This window comes from Kluyvera georgiana (genome assembly GCF_050990895.1).
Classification (GTDB): Bacteria; Pseudomonadota; Gammaproteobacteria; order Enterobacterales; family Enterobacteriaceae; genus Kluyvera; species Kluyvera georgiana.
In genome coordinates, this window is record NZ_CP158865.1 from 2,407,057 (window position 1) to 2,424,215 (window position 17,159).

At 55.5% G+C, this 17,159-nt stretch carries 12 protein-coding genes; 4 read left to right on the forward strand and 8 right to left on the reverse strand.

The features are described from left to right. Positions 1 to 368 precede the first annotated feature (368 nt). Both ygfT and ABTW00_RS11420 read left to right on the forward strand, forming a co-directional pair. Positions 369 to 2,309, forward strand: a complete 1,941-nt coding sequence (ygfT, locus tag ABTW00_RS11415; RefSeq protein WP_433640804.1) for a formate-dependent uric acid utilization protein YgfT — start codon at positions 369 to 371, stop codon at positions 2,307 to 2,309. Next, positions 2,306 to 2,770: a 4Fe-4S dicluster domain-containing protein gene (locus tag ABTW00_RS11420; protein ID WP_064545418.1), complete on the forward strand. Its 465-nt coding sequence runs from the start codon at positions 2,306 to 2,308 to the stop codon at positions 2,768 to 2,770. Before ygfT ends, ABTW00_RS11420 begins: the two co-directional genes overlap by 4 nt. A gap of 101 nt (positions 2,771 to 2,871) precedes the next feature. Here the strand turns inward: ABTW00_RS11420 and ssnA are convergent, their stop codons facing one another. The 3 genes from ssnA to ABTW00_RS11435 form a co-directional block, all read right to left on the reverse strand. Then, complete coding sequence (ssnA, locus tag ABTW00_RS11425) at positions 2,872 to 4,206, reverse strand: putative aminohydrolase SsnA (RefSeq protein WP_065357752.1); 1,335 nt, start codon at positions 4,204 to 4,206, stop codon at positions 2,872 to 2,874. Further along, the gene (gene ygfK / locus ABTW00_RS11430) at positions 4,203 to 7,274 is read right to left on the reverse strand and encodes a putative selenate reductase subunit YgfK (protein WP_433640807.1); all 3,072 of its coding nucleotides are present in this window, start codon (positions 7,272 to 7,274) and stop codon (positions 4,203 to 4,205) included. The genes ssnA and ygfK overlap by 4 nt, the downstream gene beginning before the upstream one ends. A 255-nt stretch (positions 7,275 to 7,529) precedes the next feature. Beyond that, positions 7,530 to 8,114, reverse strand: coding sequence for an NTP transferase domain-containing protein (locus ABTW00_RS11435; RefSeq protein ID WP_433640809.1), 585 nt, complete (start codon positions 8,112 to 8,114; stop codon positions 7,530 to 7,532). 38 nt (positions 8,115 to 8,152) lie between these two features. Here ABTW00_RS11435 and yqeC point away from each other — a divergent pair, with 38 nt between their 5' ends. Further along, positions 8,153 to 8,911: a selenium cofactor biosynthesis protein YqeC gene (gene yqeC / locus ABTW00_RS11440; RefSeq protein WP_433640811.1), complete on the forward strand. Its 759-nt coding sequence runs from the start codon at positions 8,153 to 8,155 to the stop codon at positions 8,909 to 8,911. A 42-nt stretch (positions 8,912 to 8,953) separates the two neighbouring features. After that, entirely contained in the window at positions 8,954 to 10,579 is a 1,626-nt protein-coding gene (gene yqeB, locus ABTW00_RS11445) for a selenium-dependent molybdenum cofactor biosynthesis protein YqeB (RefSeq protein ID WP_433640813.1), read from the forward strand. A 52-nt stretch (positions 10,580 to 10,631) separates the two neighbouring features. Here the strand turns inward: yqeB and arcC are convergent, their stop codons facing one another. Genes arcC through ygeW form a run of 5 tightly spaced genes read right to left on the reverse strand, consistent with a single transcriptional unit; the run spans position 10,632 to position 16,725 of the window. Further along, on the reverse strand, positions 10,632 to 11,564 hold the full coding sequence (gene arcC / locus ABTW00_RS11450; protein ID WP_065357747.1) for a carbamate kinase: 933 nt from the start codon (positions 11,562 to 11,564) through the stop codon (positions 10,632 to 10,634). A gap of 12 nt (positions 11,565 to 11,576) precedes the next feature. After that, a complete protein-coding gene (gene hydA / locus ABTW00_RS11455) occupies positions 11,577 to 12,983 on the reverse strand; it encodes a dihydropyrimidinase (protein ID WP_433640816.1) in 1,407 nt (468 codons plus the stop codon). Positions 12,984 to 13,027: 44 nt separating this feature from the next. Next, positions 13,028 to 14,245, reverse strand: coding sequence for a YgeY family selenium metabolism-linked hydrolase (locus ABTW00_RS11460; protein WP_064545433.1), 1,218 nt, complete (start codon positions 14,243 to 14,245; stop codon positions 13,028 to 13,030). Positions 14,246 to 14,277: 32 nt separating this feature from the next. Continuing rightward, on the reverse strand, positions 14,278 to 15,477 hold the full coding sequence (gene dpaL, locus ABTW00_RS11465; RefSeq protein ID WP_433640818.1) for a diaminopropionate ammonia-lyase: 1,200 nt from the start codon (positions 15,475 to 15,477) through the stop codon (positions 14,278 to 14,280). Positions 15,478 to 15,537: 60 nt separating this feature from the next. Further along, a complete protein-coding gene (ygeW, locus tag ABTW00_RS11470; RefSeq protein ID WP_433640820.1) occupies positions 15,538 to 16,725 on the reverse strand; it encodes a knotted carbamoyltransferase YgeW in 1,188 nt (395 codons plus the stop codon). Positions 16,726 to 17,159: the final 434 nt, after the last annotated feature.

Consider the following 17,159-nt stretch of genomic DNA (forward strand, 5'->3'; position numbering starts at 1 on the left):
TAACGGTGTTATCAACGAACAGCGATGAAATCTCTGAGATCTATGCTTAGGTAATGCCAGTTTTTTATCCGATGGTGATTTGATTGTGGAAATGCGTTTTTAATCACAGAAAGTGACATTGCCTAACGCTGAAAGCAGGCTTTTATGAGAGGACGGGTAGTGCTATTTCTCAGAATGAGAAGGTTTAATCATTATGACTCGCAATATGATTCATATCATGCTGATAGCGTAATTTTTTTTGCGGCGATTTCATCATCATTTTTTGATGCCGTTGGCAAAAATAAACTTCATTTAGCAAGAAAGGAAGAAAGCGCCTGAATATTGCATCGCGACCCTTGAAGAATATCTGAATAATAAAAGGGAAGCCAATGAACCGATTTATTGTTGCTGATGCTACCAGCTGTATTGGTTGTCATGCCTGCGAGATTGCCTGCGTTACCGCCCATCATCAGGATAACTGGCCGCTACATCGCCACGATTTCATGCCGCGTATTCATGTTGTTTTCCTCCGCAAAGAGAGCCGTACCGCCACCTGTCGCCACTGTAATGACGCGCCCTGCGTGGCTTCCTGCCCAACAGACGCCCTTTATTTCGCCGATAACAGCATCCAGCTGAAGCAGGAAAAGTGCATTGGCTGTAAGAACTGCGTCATCAGCTGCCCATTCGGGGCCATCGAAATGGTGGCAGCCAACGAAGACGCGCCGCCGCTGGCGCAGAAATGCGACCTGTGTAGCGAACATCCCAGCGGTCAACCGGCCTGTGTGGCAACTTGCCCAACGCAGGCGCTGCGCTTGATGGATGCACAACAGCTCGAAAAATTACGCCGTGAACGCCAGACGCGTACTGTGCTCGGACAGCCGGTGCAACCGCGTCAGCCTGGCCGTCGCGAAATGTTTCTGGCAAAACCGCCTCGCGTCGGGGCCAGGAAGATGGACGCCGCGCAGCGCAAAACGGATTTCGAGGAGATTTATTACGGTTTGTCCTGTTCAGACGCCGAATATGAGAGCGAGCGCTGCCTGAGCTGCGCGCAGAAAGCGTGGTGCAACTGGACCTGTCCGCTCCACAACCACATTCCCGATTTTATTCGCCTGGTTAATGAAGGAAAAATCATTGAAGCGGCGGAACTATGCCACCAAAGCAGTTCGCTGCCGGAAATCTGTGGCCGCGTTTGCCCGCAGGATCGTTTATGTGAAGGGGCATGTACGCTGAAAAACGAGGGCGGCTCGGTCGCGATTGGTAATCTCGAACGCTACATCACCGACACCGCGCTGGCGATGGGCTGGCGTCCGCAGGTGGTTGGCGTGACGCCGCGTAAGGAGCGGGTTGCCATTATTGGTGCGGGGCCTGCGGGGTTGGGCTGCGCTGATATGCTGGCGCGTGCGGGCGTGCAGGTGGATGTTTTTGATAAGCATCCGGAAATTGGCGGGCTGCTGACGTTCGGCATCCCGCCCTTCAAGCTGGATAAAGGGATCCTCGGTATGCGCCGGACGATCTTCAGCGAAATGGGCATTCAATTCCATCTGAACCAGGAAGTTGGCCGTGATGTCGACTTTAACGATTTAGTCGCCAGTTACGACGCGGTGTTCCTCGGCGTCGGTACCTATGGCCTGATGGCGGCGGGGCTCGAAGGTGAAGACGCGCCGGGCGTGATCCAGGCGCTGCCGTTCCTGATCGCCAGTACCCGTGAGGTGATGGGTCTGGAAGAGAGTCCTGAGTATCCGCTTATCGACATCCAGGGCAAGCACGTTGTGGTGCTGGGCGGCGGCGATACCGCGATGGACTGCCTGCGTACGGCAGTGCGACGCGGGGCCGCGAGCGTGACCTGCGCTTATCGTCGTGACGAGCTGAGCATGCCGGGGTCAAAAAAAGAGGTGGTCAACGCGCGGGAGGAAGGCGTGGAATTCCAGTTCAACGTCCAGCCGCAGTATATCCAGCGCAACCGCAAGGGGCAGGTCAGCGCGGTCGGCATGATCCGCACCGACATGGGCGAGCCGGGCCCGGACGGACGTCGTCGCCCGAGACCGATTGTCGGCTCTGGCTTTGAGCTACAGGCGGATGTGCTGATCATGGCATTTGGTTTCCAGGCCCACGATATGCCGTGGCTACGCGGCCAGGGCGTACAGTTGGACCGCTGGGGGCAAATCCGTACCGGTGGAGCCGGTCGCGGCACCACGCAAACCAGCAACGACAAGATTTTTGCCGGCGGTGACGCGGTACACGGCGCAGACCTTGTCGTCACGGCGATGGCGGCGGGGCGTCAGGCCGCCAGTGAAATGTTGACGCTGTTCAACAGCAAGGAGGAGGCATGACCAGCTTTATCATGGCAAATCCAGCGGCTTGTATCGGCTGTCGCACCTGCGAGATAGCCTGCGCGCTGGAGCATGCCACAGAACACGCGGCGTTCGCGCCGCGCTTAACGGTGCTGCGTCTGGATACGCTTAGCGTGCCGGTAATGTGCCATCAATGCGAAAATGCCCCCTGTGTGGGGGCATGCCCCGTTGGCGCATTAAGCATGGGGGACGAGCGAGTGGAAGCCGATGCCGCCCGCTGTATTGGTTGCCAGAGCTGCGTGGTGGCCTGTCCGTTTGGTGTGATTACCGTAGAGGTGAGCAAAAATCAGTTGGCAACAATTGTGAAGTGCGATTTGTGTCATGACCGCGAGCGCGGCCCGGCCTGTATTGACGTCTGCCCAACCTCTGCGTTAAGCAAAATCACCGGCGAGGCGCTGGCGGAAATGCAAAAGCAGCGCAAGATAACCACCGCGTTCTGACGTGATTGCCGGGGACGAGTGGCTTCCCCGGCAACAATAGGTATAGCAATTTGTTTTAGTTGGCCCGGTAAACCTTGCGTTTACCGGCCATTGATTGTGGATCAGTCTAGCCCATCCATCCGTTTCCACATCTTCGCCGCTACGTTGCGCGCCTCGGCAAAGATCGGCTCGCAGTCGAAGGTAAACTCACGGTTTTCATACACCATCACGCCGTTGACCATCACGCTGTGCACGCTGCTCGATCCCATGCCAAAGGCGATATGTCCGGCGATGTTCTCCGCCACTAGCGGGGTAGGCGGCAGATAATCGCAGACGGTGAGATCCGCTTTATATCCCGCTGCAATACGGCCAAACTGTGCATTGAAGTTGCGACTGAGCAGGGTATTACCATTGCTGAGCGCGCGAGCAAAGCTGTCTGGCCAAAGCGGGCCACCGGCGTCGCGGTGTTTAAAGAAGGCGAACTTCAGCTCTTCAAACATGTCGGAACCTATGCCGTCGGTACCCAGCGCCAGATTGCGATAGCGGGTGAGCTTGTGGTTATAGCCCACGTGGTTATTCATGTTGGAACGCGCGTTATGAACCAGGAAACCATCGTGCTCATTGAGCAAGGCGATATCGGCATCAGAGAGATACAGGCCGTGAGCAATCAGCGTTTTACTGTCGATGAGGTCAAATTCCGCCAGGCGAACCAGCAAATCTTTACCGTAGTGATGGTGGCTATGCGAGACGTCGTAACTGTCCTCCGCCGCGTGGATATGCAGCCCGCGCCCGGTCGCTTTTACCGCTTCGCTGAGCATGGATAAACCCTCATCGGTCACGGTGAACGGCGCGTGTGCGCCGATATGCGCCTCGACCAGATAGGGCTCTTTCCCCGTTTCCCGCGCGCGGTCTATTTCGCGCGCAAAACGGATATTCTCTTCCACGCTGGCCTGTAGCTCTTGCTGACCGCCGTTACGATCGGTGGTTTCAAAGCAGGTCATGCCGCGCAGACCGACTTTCAGGAAAGCGTTACGCAGTTGGCTGAGCGACCCGGCAATGTAATTTGGCGAGGCATGATGGTCGATGACCGCCGTACAGCCGCTGCGAATCGCCTCCATCGCGCAGATAAGCCCGCTGTAGTACAGCGATTCTTCGTCCAGCGCGCGGTCCAGCCGCCACCATAGGTTTTTCAGCGTGGAGATAAAGTCCGGGCTCGGGGCGATATTGGCCTGAATGCCGCGCGATAATCCCGAATAGAAGTGGTTGTGGGAACAGACCATCCCCGGCATCACCAGCTTGCCGTGCATCTCTTTGATTTTTGCCTGCGGGTATTGATGGCAAAGATCGTGCCCGACCGCGACGATATCCGTATGTTCAATCACGATATCGACATTTTCCTGCACCATTGCCGGATAGAGTTGGGCGATGGTGGCGTTTTTCAGCAGTAACTGGCTCATACTTCAACGGCCCCCAGAAGATAGTGGTGATGACGATGGACATGGCTGATGATGCGGCACATGGCGTCCAGCTGCGGTGGTATCTGATTGAACTCCCCACTGTCGTCGAGGGTCAGCAGCCAGGTTTGTTCATTCTGACGAATATGGACGCGATTTCCCTCAACCAGGAAGCCTGGATTGCTGCTGTTGGTGAAATCCTGCGGCAGGCTGAAAACGGTGATTTTGTCTTTGTACGGTTTACCCTGCCAGGGGCAGAACTGGGCGCAGTTGCCGCATTCATTACAGTAGGCGTCAAGGTGCAGCGTCTGATAGCGGTTTTCAAAGCCGGGAACGGCAATGGAAACGTTGGCACGGTTCGGGCAAACATCCACGCATTTGCTGCACACATAGTTGCATTCCAGGCAACGGGCGGCTTCCTGTGCAACGAAAGCATCGCGATCGTCTTTGCCGACGTTGGCAACCACGATGGCCCCTTTACGCCGGTAAACTTCGGCGGGATCGACGTTGTTCCAGTGCTTGTCACCATGGTGGCTGCGGATGTTTTCTCGCGCCAGAATGGCATCCGTTGCCCGGCGGGCGTTACCGATGGCAGAAACAATTGACGACGGGCCGCGCTGAACGTCGCCAATCAGGAAAACGCCCGATTTACTGGTTTCACCGTCGGCGTTCACTTCCGGCCAGCCGTTTACGTCCAGCGGAATGCCCATCGCAGCGAGCGCTTCACCGTCCTGCTTTTCACCAATGGCGGTAATCAGCGTGTCGACCTGTAGCGTACAGGTTTCTGCTGTCTCTACCGGGCGGCGACGGCCTTTTTCATCGACATCACCCAGCGCCATGACGCGTACGGTTAGCGTACCGTCGGCATCGAATCGCTCTGGATTATTCAGGAAGCGGAAGGTGACGCCATCGTGTACCGCTTCTTCATATTCTTCGCGCCAGGCAGGCATCTCCTGCTGCGAACGGCGGTAGATGATGGTTGCCTGCTCGACACCCGGCACGCGCAGGGCGGCACGGGCACAGTCCATCGCGGTATTCCCCGCGCCTATAATGGCCACGTGCTTACCTAACTGCAGGTTATCGCCGCGGTTATATTCGCGCAGGAAAGACAGCGATTTACGCACGTTCGGGTTATCGCCCTGCAGCTTCACGCCGCTATTTTTATCGGTACCGGTGCTGACCAGAACGTAGCGGAAGCCCTGTTGCTGGAGTTTTTCCACCGTCAGGTGCGGGTCGCAGCCGTAGACAATGTTGACGCCGTGGCTCACCACAAAGTCGATATCCTGCTGGATAAGCTCGCCGGGAATACGGAACTGCGGAATGATATTCCGCACCACGCCGCCCGCGTTGGCTTCGCGTTCAAATAACGTGACACTGTAACCTGCGCGCGCGAGAAAATACCCCGCAGCCAGACCTGCTGGCCCTGCGCCAATCACCGCCACCGGATGCTGGGTACCGGAACCGGCTGGTTTATGCCAGCGACGCTGATATTCATCCCAGCCTTTTTCGAGGGCGATTTTCTTTAATTCACGAATATTCAGCGCGCTGTCGTAGTCGAGGCGCGTACAGTTGTACTGACACTGGTGGTCACAGATATGGCCGGTAATGGCCGGCAGCGCGTTGCGCTGATAGATAAGTTCCAGCGCGTCGACATAACGCTGTTCACCCATCAATCGAATGTACTCTGGGATATCTTGCTTGATGGCACAGGCGCTCACGCAGGGGGCAACGTAGCAGTCAGTCAGCGGCAATTTTTCACCGACATCGATACGATCGTCCGGCTTCCAGTGCTTCTGGGTATACTCCATGCTGACCGCTTTTTCCGCCAGCGCGTTCAGGCGCTTCACGTCGACCTGCGTCATCTGCCAGCCATCGGCCTGTTCCAGTTCGCGCATGCATTCGCTTAATCGCAGATAGCCGCCGGGTTTGAGCAGGTCGGTGGCCATGGTGATCGGACGAATGCCGGTCTCGAAAATATCACGAATGTTAAGCTGGCTGGCGCCGCCGGAGTAGGAGATGGGCAGCTTGCCGTCAAACTCACGCGACAGGAGAGCGGCCACGTTGATCGACAGCGGGAACAGCGCGCGCCCGGACATATACATTTCGTCGCCCGGTAGCGCGCCCTTGTTGTTCACCGTACCGAGGGTATTAGTCAGCTTCACGCCGAAGCCAAGATGTTTAGTTTTGGCCAGCGTCATCAGACGCTTAAGCATCTCCAGCGCCTGCTCAATTTTCAGATCGTGGTCAAAGGAGGCTTCATTCAGGCCGATATAGCCAAAGCCGCAGGTATCGAGAATTTCACGTACCCGCGCGAAGCCCAGCAGCGTCGGGTTGAGTTTCACGAAGGTATTCAGCTGCTTCTCTTCCAGCATATAGCGGCAGATGGCTTCAATTTCGTCAGGCGGACAGCCGTGCATCGTGGAGAGCGTGACGCCCTGAACCAGTTTTGCCGGAATGCGGCTCGCCAGCGCCGCTTTTTCTGGTCGATTTTTCTGCAGCCAGCGGGTCAGTGTATCGCGATACTGGGCAAATTTTGGCTGCGATCCTGCGTCCATCATGTTGTCGATGAACTGTTGCATCGGTGGCTGTTTGATACCTTCGAGGTTATAGCCCACGCTCATATTGAAGATAAACGACTTGCCGTCTTTGACCGGCGTCAGCGGTAGGATCTCCTCCAACAGATGCAGAATAAACCACGCTTTCAGATACTCATCCCAGGCTTTCAGTAGGGTAAATTCGGTGGACCATTCGGTATTGAAACATTCATCTTCGGCGTCGATACAGGGTTTTTCCAGTTCCAGGCGGTCGAGGATCTGTACCGTTTTGAGTTCGATAAACCGTCCGCCGGTCAGCCAGGACGTAATAATGTTTTGCGCCAACTGGGTATGCGGCCCGGCAGCCGGGCCAATCGGCGTTGCACAGGTTTCACCAAATACGCTGACCTTATGCGGGGCGTTTGGCGTGTAAAATTGCTGTTCCGGGATACCAAAGATGGAACGATGATTCTGGTATTCATCAAAAATACGCGTTAAAAGTTCCTCAAACGGAACGGGACGCATGATATCGCCCATAATCCTCTCCTTAGACTTACCTGTTAAATCATAGTGGCCGGTATTGCGATAATTCCGACGGATAAGAGGAGGTCAGCAACAATCACACCAGATATTGAGATAATAGAGATAATTAGTGTGGAAATGTGAGAGAGATCTAAAGTTAAAACGGCATAATGCAGCGTGATTCAGCTAGTTGATGAGAATTAAAATCACTCACACAAAGGCGGTTTACTTATTTATCAATAATGATAGCGGTCTATCAAATTGATAATATCATTTGTGCATTAATTTATTGGTGCTCTTATTTAAGCGAATAAAGTCTTCCGGCGTATCAATATCGAGGATGATTGCGGGATTATTGAGCGTTAGCTTACGATAGGGGCCGGTGAGTAAACATTGTCGTACCGAGGTTTGGTGGGTGGCACTTAAGCACTGCTGCAAATTACCGGTAGACGTGAGAATGGGGTGCCCCGGAGCGCCCGCGTAATAAGGCAACAGCGTGCCTTCGAAGCGCTGCTGCCAAAGATCATGAAAAACGCCATCGTCGAGGCAGGGCAAATCACCGTGAGTGATAAAGCAATAATCATGGCGTAATGCCTGAATACCCGCCTTCACTGAAGAATAAAGTCCCTGACGGAAGTCTGGATTATAAATCAGGGTCATATTGGGTATGTCTGAATAACGTGTCATGAGTTCCCGATGCCGAAACCCCGTCACTAAAATAATATGCGAGCAGCAGCGCTGCGCATTTTTAATACTTGCATCAAGTATTGTGCCATCCTGCCAGGGTAATATCATTTTCCATTGCCCCATCCGAGAGGACAGCCCAGCGGCGGTAATAATGCAATCGACCTCCATTTTTATCTTTGCTCCTCAATCCAGGGAATTGGCGTAACATGGAAAATATACCGCACGTTGACGATCTGTTATGTGATTTAAATGCCACTGCCAGCCCTTTACTGATTGCCGCCGTGGGGGCGGGGGGGAAAACCAGTACCTTGTTCTGGCTGGCGGAACTGTTTCAGCAGGCAGGACGTCGCGTGCTGTTGACCACCACCACCCACATGTTTGTGCCCAACACGTTGCCGGTAACCCTCTGTCTCGCTCCGCAGACGCTGCCCTCCGCATTCTGGCAACAGCCGCTACAGGCCTGTTTTTCAGCCTGGCTGCCGGAGTCAGGAAAGGTCAGAGGCTTCACGCCAGCCCAACTGGACGCGCTCATGGCGAGTGGACTGGTGGACGTGGTGCTGGTAGAAGCTGACGGCGCTCACGGTTTTGCACTTAAAGCACCAGATGTGCACGAACCTTGCATCCCTCATTCCTGTTGTTGCGTAGTTGCCATTACAGGGGCAGGGATGCTCGGAAAACCGATTGGGCCAGCCTATGTCCACCGCTGGCCACTTTTTTCCTGCATTACCGGGGCCACTGCACATGACGTGCTCACGTGGCCGATGCTGCATCGCCTGGTTCAGCATCCGAATGGCGCATTTAAAGGTGTACCGAGCGGCTGTCGGCGCATTTGGTTGCTCAACCAACTTTCTCAAAATGAGAATTTGCAGTCTGGCAATTTGATAATGAGAAAGGATGTCGACGCCATCTGGGCCGGGTCGGTCCAGTCGCGCCCGGCGATTACGCGCAGACGAGTGAGAAAGTGACTCCATTCTGGGGTAATGAAGGGATATCCATTTGAGGTTGTTATGAATATTTTCTCAGAAGCGGCAAGACTCGAAGCACAAAACCGTCCGTTCGCGCTGGCACAGATCGTCGACAGTCGTGGCTCCACTCCCCGACATTCCGCGCAGATGCTGATCCGTGATGACGGCAGTATTGTCGGTACCATCGGCGGCGGCATGGTTGAGCGCCGGGTCATTGATGAGGCCCTCGATGCCCTGCGCGAAAAGGCTTCGCGCATGTTTCATGGCCGAATGGCCCGTACCGGGGCCGATGCGGTGGGTTCGGATTGCGGCGGTGCGATGTCAGTCTACATCAGCGTTCATGGCCTGCGCCCCAGACTGGTATTGATTGGCGCCGGTCATGTGAATCGTGCAGTAGCCCACAGCGCTGCGCTGCTGGGTTTTGAACTTGCGGTGGCGGATATTTATCCGGAAAGCCTCAATCCTGAACATTTCCCGCCGTTCACCCAACTGGTCCACGCCGAGAGCTTTGGCGCAGCCGTGGATAAACTGGCCGTTCAGCCGGATAACTATGTGCTGATCGCCACCAATAATCAGGATCGCGAAGCGCTGGATAAGCTGATCGTGCAGCCTACCGCCTGGCTGGGCCTGCTCGCCAGCCGTCGTAAAGTGCAGGTGTTTTTACGCCAGCTGCGCGAGAATGGCGTTGCAGAGGAACACATCGCCCGGCTGCACGCACCGGTGGGCTATAACATTGGCGCCGAGACGCCGAATGAAATCGCCATCAGCGTATTGGCGGAAATACTACAGGTTAAAAATCACGCACCTGGCGGGCTGATGATGGCCAGCGACTCTCCAACGCAGCCGCTGCGGGTGGCTATTCGCGGGGCGGGAGACATTGCGACGGGGGTTGCGCTGCGACTGTGGCATGCCGGTTTTAAAGTGGTGATGCTGGAGGTGGAGAAACCGACGGTAATTCGCCGTACAGTGGCCTTTGCCCAGGCGGTTTTTGACGGTGAAATGACGGTAGAAGGCGTCAGCGCGCGCCGCGTTGTTTCTGTACAGGAGGCTATGCGGGTGGCGGAGAGCGGTACCGTTCCGGTGCTGGTTGATCCGCTGTGCGAATCGCTGCGTGAGCTGAAGCCAGACTGTGTGGTCGATGCGATCCTTGCGAAAGAGAATCTGGGGACTCACTGTGGTCTGGCCCCATCGGTGATTGCGCTTGGCCCGGGTTTCTGTGCCGGAACCGACTGTCATGCGGTGATTGAAACCAACCGCGGACACTGGCTGGGGCAGGTTATCTATCAGGGCCGCGCGCAGGAGAACACCGGCGTGCCGGGAAATATTATGGGGCACACCGCAAAACGAGTGATCCGCGCGCCCGGTGCGGGCGTGATGCGCGCTCGCGTGAAGCTGGGGGACCTGGTAAACGAAGGTGATGTGATTGCGACAGTTGGTGACATTGAGATCCTGGCGCCGCTGAGTGGCATGGTGCGCGGGCTGTTGAATGACGGTCTGGTGGTGGATATTGGGTTTAAAATCGGTGATATCGACCCTCGAGGTGACAACGCGGACTATACCAGCGTATCGGATAAGGCGAGGGCGATTGGCGGTGGCGTGCTGGAGGCACTCATGACGCTAACAAACCAGCGCATTAAACAGCAGAATCGTCGCCCGGTAGAGGCATAAACCCACGCCGGGGAGGCTCAAAGCCTAACCCCGGCGTCACGTTGTGACGTTTTTATCCCTCGATGATCGTGCCGGTTTTTCCTTCAATACCTTCTTTCGCTTTGTTCAGAACGGTAATCAACGCTTTACGCCCCGGACGAGAACGGGCAAAAGAGGCCGCAGCCTCCACCTTCGGCAGCATGGAACCTTTTGCGAAGTGGCCTTCTGCAATAAAGCGGTCGGCGTCGCTAAGCGTGAGTTTATCCAGCCACTGTTCGTTGGGTTTACCAAAGTTAATGGCCACTTTCTCCACCGCTGTCAGGATGATGAGCATATCGGCATCAATCATCGCCGCCAGCTTCGCGCTAGCCCAGTCTTTATCAATAACCGCGCTGGCGCCGCGCAAATGGTTACCTTCGCGGATCACCGGGATCCCGCCACCGCCGGCGGTGATCACCACATGGCAGGCATCCATCAGCGCTTTCACCGTCTCTTTTTCAATAATATCGACAGGCTGCGGTGAAGCGACCACGCGGCGATATCCGCGCCCGGCGTCCTCTTTCAGTATGTAGCCCTTCAGGGCCAGCTGTTCCGCCTCTTCTTTGCTGAAGAAGGAACCAATCGGTTTGGTTGGGTTGTTGAATGCCGGGTCGTTGGCGTCTACCTCTACCTGAGTAATCAGCGTGGCGACCGGAATATGCATATTGCGTGACAGTAGCTCTTCACGTATCGCATTTTGCAGGTCATAACCGATATATCCCTGACTCAGCGCCACACAAACGGACATCGGTAGCATTGGCGTATGGGCATCGGTTTTTGCCGCGGCTTCAAAGGCCAGGTTGATCATCCCCACCTGTGGGCCGTTGCCGTGCGTCACCACCACCTGGTGGCCGTGAGCAATCAGGTCGACAATCGCCTGCGCGGTTTGTTTAACGGCCTGCATTTGCCCGGCCAGATCGTCGCCCAGCGCGTTTCCGCCCAGAGCGAGTACGATTTTTTTACTCATGACATCCTCTCTTTAAATGGGTATTCCGCTCATGGGAATCGGAGCGGAAGAAAAAGGGCTGCGCCGCAGGAAACGGCCCTGACCGGCGACGCCGCAGAAGGTGCCGTTACTGAAGATGACCCGGCCGCGCGATAGCGTCTGGCGAATAGAGCCCTGGCAGATAAAACCTTCCCACGGTGAATAGTCGGCGTTGTCGTGCAGCATTTCGTGACGAATAGTGGTGGTTCGGCGCGGATCGATAATAACGACGTCGCCGTCCGCACCAGCCGCCAGCACGCCCTTATGTGGCCACAGGCCGAACAGCTTCGCCGGGTTAGCGCTGGTGAGGGCGACGAAATGCTCGGGCGTAATACGTCCGGTCATCACGCCGTGAGAGAACAGCAGTAAAAGACGGTTTTCTACCCCCGGCAGACCGTTCGGGCAGCGGCTAAAATCGCCGTTTGACAGATGCTGACGCTGGGCCATTGAAAAGGCACAATGATCGGTGGCTATCACATCGATGGAACCATCGCGCACACCGCACCACAACGCATCATTGTTGCTGGCGTTGCGCAGCGGCGGGCTGAGCAGATATTTCAGCGCATCCTCACGTTCATAGCAGCGGTCATCAAGCAACAAATACTGCGGACAGGTTTCTACCCACACCGGCTGATGACGCGAGCGGGCCAGCTTCAGGTATTCCAGCCCCAGTCCGTTCGACAGATGCACGATGTACAGCGGCGCATTGCCGGCGAGCTGCGCCAGATTAATCATGCGCGCGATAGCCTCCGCTTCGCATTCCAGTGGTCGACTCAGGGCGTGATAGCGCGGCGCGGTTTTACCCTGTGCAAGAAATTCAGCACGTTTACGGGCAATGGCGGCGTCATTTTCCGGGTGCACGGTAGTGAGTGCGCCAGCGCTGTGCAGATGACGCATCACCTGAAGTACGTCGTCATCGCTCAGCTTGTACTGGTAGGTTAGATAGAGTTTGAAGCTGCTGATCCCCGCATCGACCATCAGGGGAATTTCATCGAGGATCGCATGATTGATGTGCTGAATGACGCCGTGAAAGCTGTAGTCAATTACCGCTTTGTAGGCGGCGTAACCGAGATAGGTTTCCAGTTGATGGCGCAATCGACAGCCCGCTGGGCCAAATCCCATATGATCGACAATCGTGGTCGTACCGCCACAGGCCGCTGCGCGGGTGCCGGTAAAAAAATCGTCGCAGCTGCGGGCCAGACCGGTATCAATATTGAAATGGGTATGAACATCCACGCCGCCGGGCATCACGTAGCAGCCGCTGGCGTCAATGACTTCACAGGGTTGTTCAACGGTTATCTCTTCGGCCAGTTGGCTGATCAGGCCATTTTCAATGAGCAGGTCCTGTCTGGCCCGTCCGTCGGCGTTGACGATAGTGCCGTTTTTAATCAGTACGCGCATATAAACTCCAGACTCCCGCCGCGAGCGGCGGGAGGAATAGAGGACTACAGTGACTCGGTGGCCAGCCAGCTCAGCGGAATTGCGGCATACATTGCGGCGCAGGTGACCAGGTGAGACTTCCAGGTTTTTTCATTTGGCGCGTGGGCTTCCGGTTCTTTACCTGGACCAAAGCCAATGACCGGAATGCCGTGACGGCCCATAATCGAGACGCCGTTGGTGGAGAAGGTCCACTTATCGACCACCGGGGCTTTGCCGAAGAGGCCTTCATAGGCATTGCTCAGCGCACGCACGGTGAAGTGATTCTCTTCCACCTTCCAGGTTGGGAAGTAGCACTCGGTCGGATACACCAGCCCGGTCCATGATGGACGGTCATAGTTGTACATAGAGACCACCGCACCGGCTTTTTGTACCGCAGGCAGGGCACGAATTTCCTCCAGCGCGCCTTCCCAGGTTTCGCCCCAGGTCAGACGGCGGTCAATGGAGACGGCACAGCTGTCGGCTACCGCGCAGCGGCTTGGTGAGGTAAAGAAGATTTCTGATACGGTGAGGGTGCCTTTACCCAGGAATTCGTCGTTGCCCAGCTTATGGGAAAGATCCTGCAGTTCGTTGAGAATGGGCCCCATTTTAAAGATGGCATTATCGCCGCGTTCCGGCGCGGAGCCGTGGCAACTGACGCCGGAGACATCGATGCGAATCTCCATGCGTCCGCGCTGGCCACGATAGATCTGGCAGTCGGTCGGTTCGGTACTGACCACAAACTCCGGACGAATGCCGGACTGTTCGATAATGTACTGCCAGCAAAGTCCATCACAGTCTTCTTCCTGCACAGTACCGGTCACCAGCAGGGTATATTCGTCTTCCAGCCCCAGATCTTTAATAATTTTGCCAGCGTAGACCATCGACGCCATCCCGCCTTCCTGGTCAGACGCGCCGCGCCCGCCAATGAGTTCGTCGGTTTCCATGCCCTGGTAGGGGTCGAAGCTCCAGTTCTTGATATTACCGATACCCACGGTATCAATATGCGCGTCCATCGCCACCAGGCGCGGACCGTGGCCGATATAGCCCAGCACGTTACCCATGGGGTCGATTTCCACCTTATCGAAGCCCACTTTTTCCATCTCTTCTTTGATGCGGTGTACCACGCGCTTCTCGTCGCAGCTTTCGCTCGGGATGGCAATCATATCGCGCAAAAAGCGGGTCATGTCCTGTTGGTAGTGGTTGGCTTTTTCAACAATCAGTTTAAAAGGAATATGCTTAGCCATGAAGATGTTCTCCAGTTCTGAATTTGTAGGATTTATTGCGCTGCCGGATGTTTGCCTTCCCAGACGATTTCCCGATAGTGTTTGACGTCGGTATCGCCTTCGGTACTGATAATCAGCACAACGGATTGGCTATCCAGCTGAAGTTTGTTCATCAGCGCGTCGCGCTGTGGGTGGTAGTGAACGGCGGCGAGCACGCCAAGACCGACCGCACCGGACTCCCCGGAAATGACTCGCGGATCGTGCCCCAGCGGATTGCCCAGCACTCGCATACCGAGCGCGGACACTGCGTCCTGGCAGGAGATAAACTGGCTGGCGCAGTTGCGAAGAACTTCCCAACCGAGCGGGTTGGGTTCACCGCAGGCCAGCCCTGCCATGATAGTGGCCATATCGCCGCCGACGTTTACCATCTGCCCCTTGAGCCCGGAGCGGTAAAGACAATCGGCCAGCTCAGGTTCCACAATGACAGAATGCAGATTCCCCGCACCGTAAACGTCGACCAGGTAGCCAAGCACGCCCCCCGCTAACGCGCCGACGCCGCCCTGTAAGAAAACGTGCGTCGGGCGGGCGATGCCCATCGCCGACATTTGTTCGACGGCTTCATCGGCCAGCGTGGCGTAGCCCTGCATAATCCAGGTGGGGATTTTGGTGTAGCCATCCCATGCGGTGTCCTGCACCACCTCCCAGCCGTTTTTCTGCGCCGTTTGCATGGTGAAACGCACGGTATCGTCATAGTTCATATCGGTGACGATACACTCTGCGCCGAGTCGCAAAATGGCGTCCACGCGTTCCTGAGCCGAGCCTTTCGGCATGTAAACCACCGCGTTTTGCCCAAGCTGCTGCGCCGCCCACGCCACGCCGCGACCGTGGTTACCATCGGTCGTCGTGGCGAAGGTCATTTTCTCTTTAATGCGTGATTTCAGGTCGTCGAGCGACAGTTCATTGATATTCAGCTGATACTTCTCACACAGTAATTGTGCAATTGCGTAAGAACCGCCCAGCATCTTGAAAGCGTTAAGGCCAAATCGCTGCGACTCGTCCTTCACCAGTATTTTATTTACGCCAAACAGGGCGGCCAGGTTATTCAGCGCGTGCAGCGGCGTGGGCTGGTAGCCGGCAATTTTTTGATGGAAGCGGCGCGCCTGTTGCGCAGGCTGGCGCGAAAACAGCGGCGAAGGTTCGCCGGTGTAAAAACGGTTATCGGCAATATCCATTTTCAGTGAGAAAGCAGACATACACTGTCCTTATTCGTCATTACGGGGAAGTGACGCTGGCCCGCAGGCCAGCGGAGGCGGCTATTTGATGCGTTTTTGCGCTTCGCCCAGCAGTTGCTCCAGCAGCTTGCCCGGTTTCGCGTATTTGCGGCAGAGGATCATGGCGGCGATAATGTACGGTTTCCAGCTGGCCTCTTTGTAGGTGGCAATACGGTATTTTTCGAAAACGGCTTCGGTGACTTCACCTTCGTTACAGGAAACGCCGGTAATATCTGCTGGCAGGCAGTGCATATACAGCGCCTCACCGTCACGGGTTTTCGACATCATCTCTTCGGTGCAGTGCCAGTCTTTATGCTGGGCGTTCTGCGCCAGACAGGCTTTCTCCAGCGCCTTCAGGCCATCATGATCGTTAGCACGCAGTAGCTCGGTACGCTGTTCCATGACCTGATACGGCGCCCATGACTTCGGATAGACGATATCGGCATCTTTAAAGGCTTCTGCCATATCCGTTACCTGACGGAAGCTACCGCCGGACGCTTTGGCGTTATTTTTCGCCACTTCAATCACATCAGGAATCAGGTCATAGCCTTCCGGGTGGGCGAGGGTGACGTCCATCCCAAACCGGGTCATCAGGCCGATAATGCCCTGCGGCACGGAGAGCGGCTTGCCGTAGCTTGGGGAATAGGCCCAGGTCATGGCGATTTTCTTGCCTTTAAGGTTCTCCAGCGAACCAAAGTGTTCACGTAGCCAGGCCAGATCGGCCATCGCTTGTGTCGGGTGGTCAATATCACATTGCAGGTTAATCAGCGCCGGACGCTGCGGCAGAACGCCCTGTTTGTAGCCGTCATCCAGCGCTTCGCCCACTTCACGCATATAGGCATTACCAGCCCCAAGATACATATCGTCGCGAATGCCGATAGCATCGGCGCAGAAAGAGATCATATTGGCGGTTTCGCGCACCGTTTCCCCATGAGCAATCTGCGATTTCCCCTCGTCAAGATCCTGCTGCGCCAGCCCGAGCAGGTTCAGCGCGGAAGCATAGGAGAAGCGGGTTCGCGTAGAGTTATCGCGGAATACCGAAATCCCCAGCCCGCTGTTAAACACTTTGGTGGCAATGTTTTCCGCACGCAGCGTTTTTAACGCTTCCGCGACGTCCAGCACCTGCTTGAGTTCGTCCGGCGACTGTTCCCACGTCAGCAGAAAATCCTTCTCATGCAGATTGGAATTCAGCGTGTTGATATCCTTAATCAGTTCGTTAACAGTTTTCATATTTCAATCCTGGTCGTGAATGACGGGCTTATTGATTGCTGGTGGCCGCTGCGGCGAATGCCAGCGCTGATATTTCACTAACAATAAGCGTGCCAATTTCAAAGGGACCGAATGAGTTGCGGAGAATGTGCTGAAATTATGAGATAGGCGTCACGAAAAAGAAGCTGTCATGGCGAATGACAACAAATAGGATGATGAATAATTTCGTCATATTGTTATTTGCGTTTCGAGGCCGTTGGCGGAATATTCAGGGTACCGGTAGAGAAGTGCGCCAAATTGATAAAATCACCCTGAAAATTATCACATTGATATGAAAGTGTGATACCACTTCCATATTTGCTTCAAGAACCGAAAAAGAGAAAGCACTGCATCAATTATTGCTAAGGGCTGCGGTAGTATCATCGTAGAGAAATAAATGTTGTCGTTCACCCAGT

Bases quoted from the DNA above. Each gene is read 5' to 3' on its own strand.
- arcC (WP_065357747.1), bottom strand. From the start codon at position 11,564: ATGAGTAAAAAAATCGTACTCGCTCTGGGCGGAAACGCGCTGGGCGAC.
- ABTW00_RS11460 (WP_064545433.1), bottom strand. From the start codon at position 14,245: ATGGCTAAGCATATTCCTTTTAAACTGATTGTTGAAAAAGCCAACCAC.
- ygfK (WP_433640807.1), bottom strand. From the start codon at position 7,274: ATGGGCGATATCATGCGTCCCGTTCCGTTTGAGGAACTTTTAACGCGT.
- hydA (WP_433640816.1), bottom strand. From the start codon at position 12,983: ATGCGCGTACTGATTAAAAACGGCACTATCGTCAACGCCGACGGACGG.
- ABTW00_RS11420 (WP_064545418.1), top strand. From the start codon at position 2,306: ATGACCAGCTTTATCATGGCAAATCCAGCGGCTTGTATCGGCTGTCGC.
- dpaL (WP_433640818.1), bottom strand. From the start codon at position 15,477: ATGTCTGCTTTCTCACTGAAAATGGATATTGCCGATAACCGTTTTTAC.
- yqeB (WP_433640813.1), top strand. From the start codon at position 8,954: ATGAATATTTTCTCAGAAGCGGCAAGACTCGAAGCACAAAACCGTCCG.
- yqeC (WP_433640811.1), top strand. From the start codon at position 8,153: ATGGAAAATATACCGCACGTTGACGATCTGTTATGTGATTTAAATGCC.
- ygfT (WP_433640804.1), top strand. From the start codon at position 369: ATGAACCGATTTATTGTTGCTGATGCTACCAGCTGTATTGGTTGTCAT.
- ABTW00_RS11435 (WP_433640809.1), bottom strand. From the start codon at position 8,114: ATGGAGGTCGATTGCATTATTACCGCCGCTGGGCTGTCCTCTCGGATG.
- ygeW (WP_433640820.1), bottom strand. From the start codon at position 16,725: ATGAAAACTGTTAACGAACTGATTAAGGATATCAACACGCTGAATTCC.
- ssnA (WP_065357752.1), bottom strand. From the start codon at position 4,206: ATGAGCCAGTTACTGCTGAAAAACGCCACCATCGCCCAACTCTATCCG.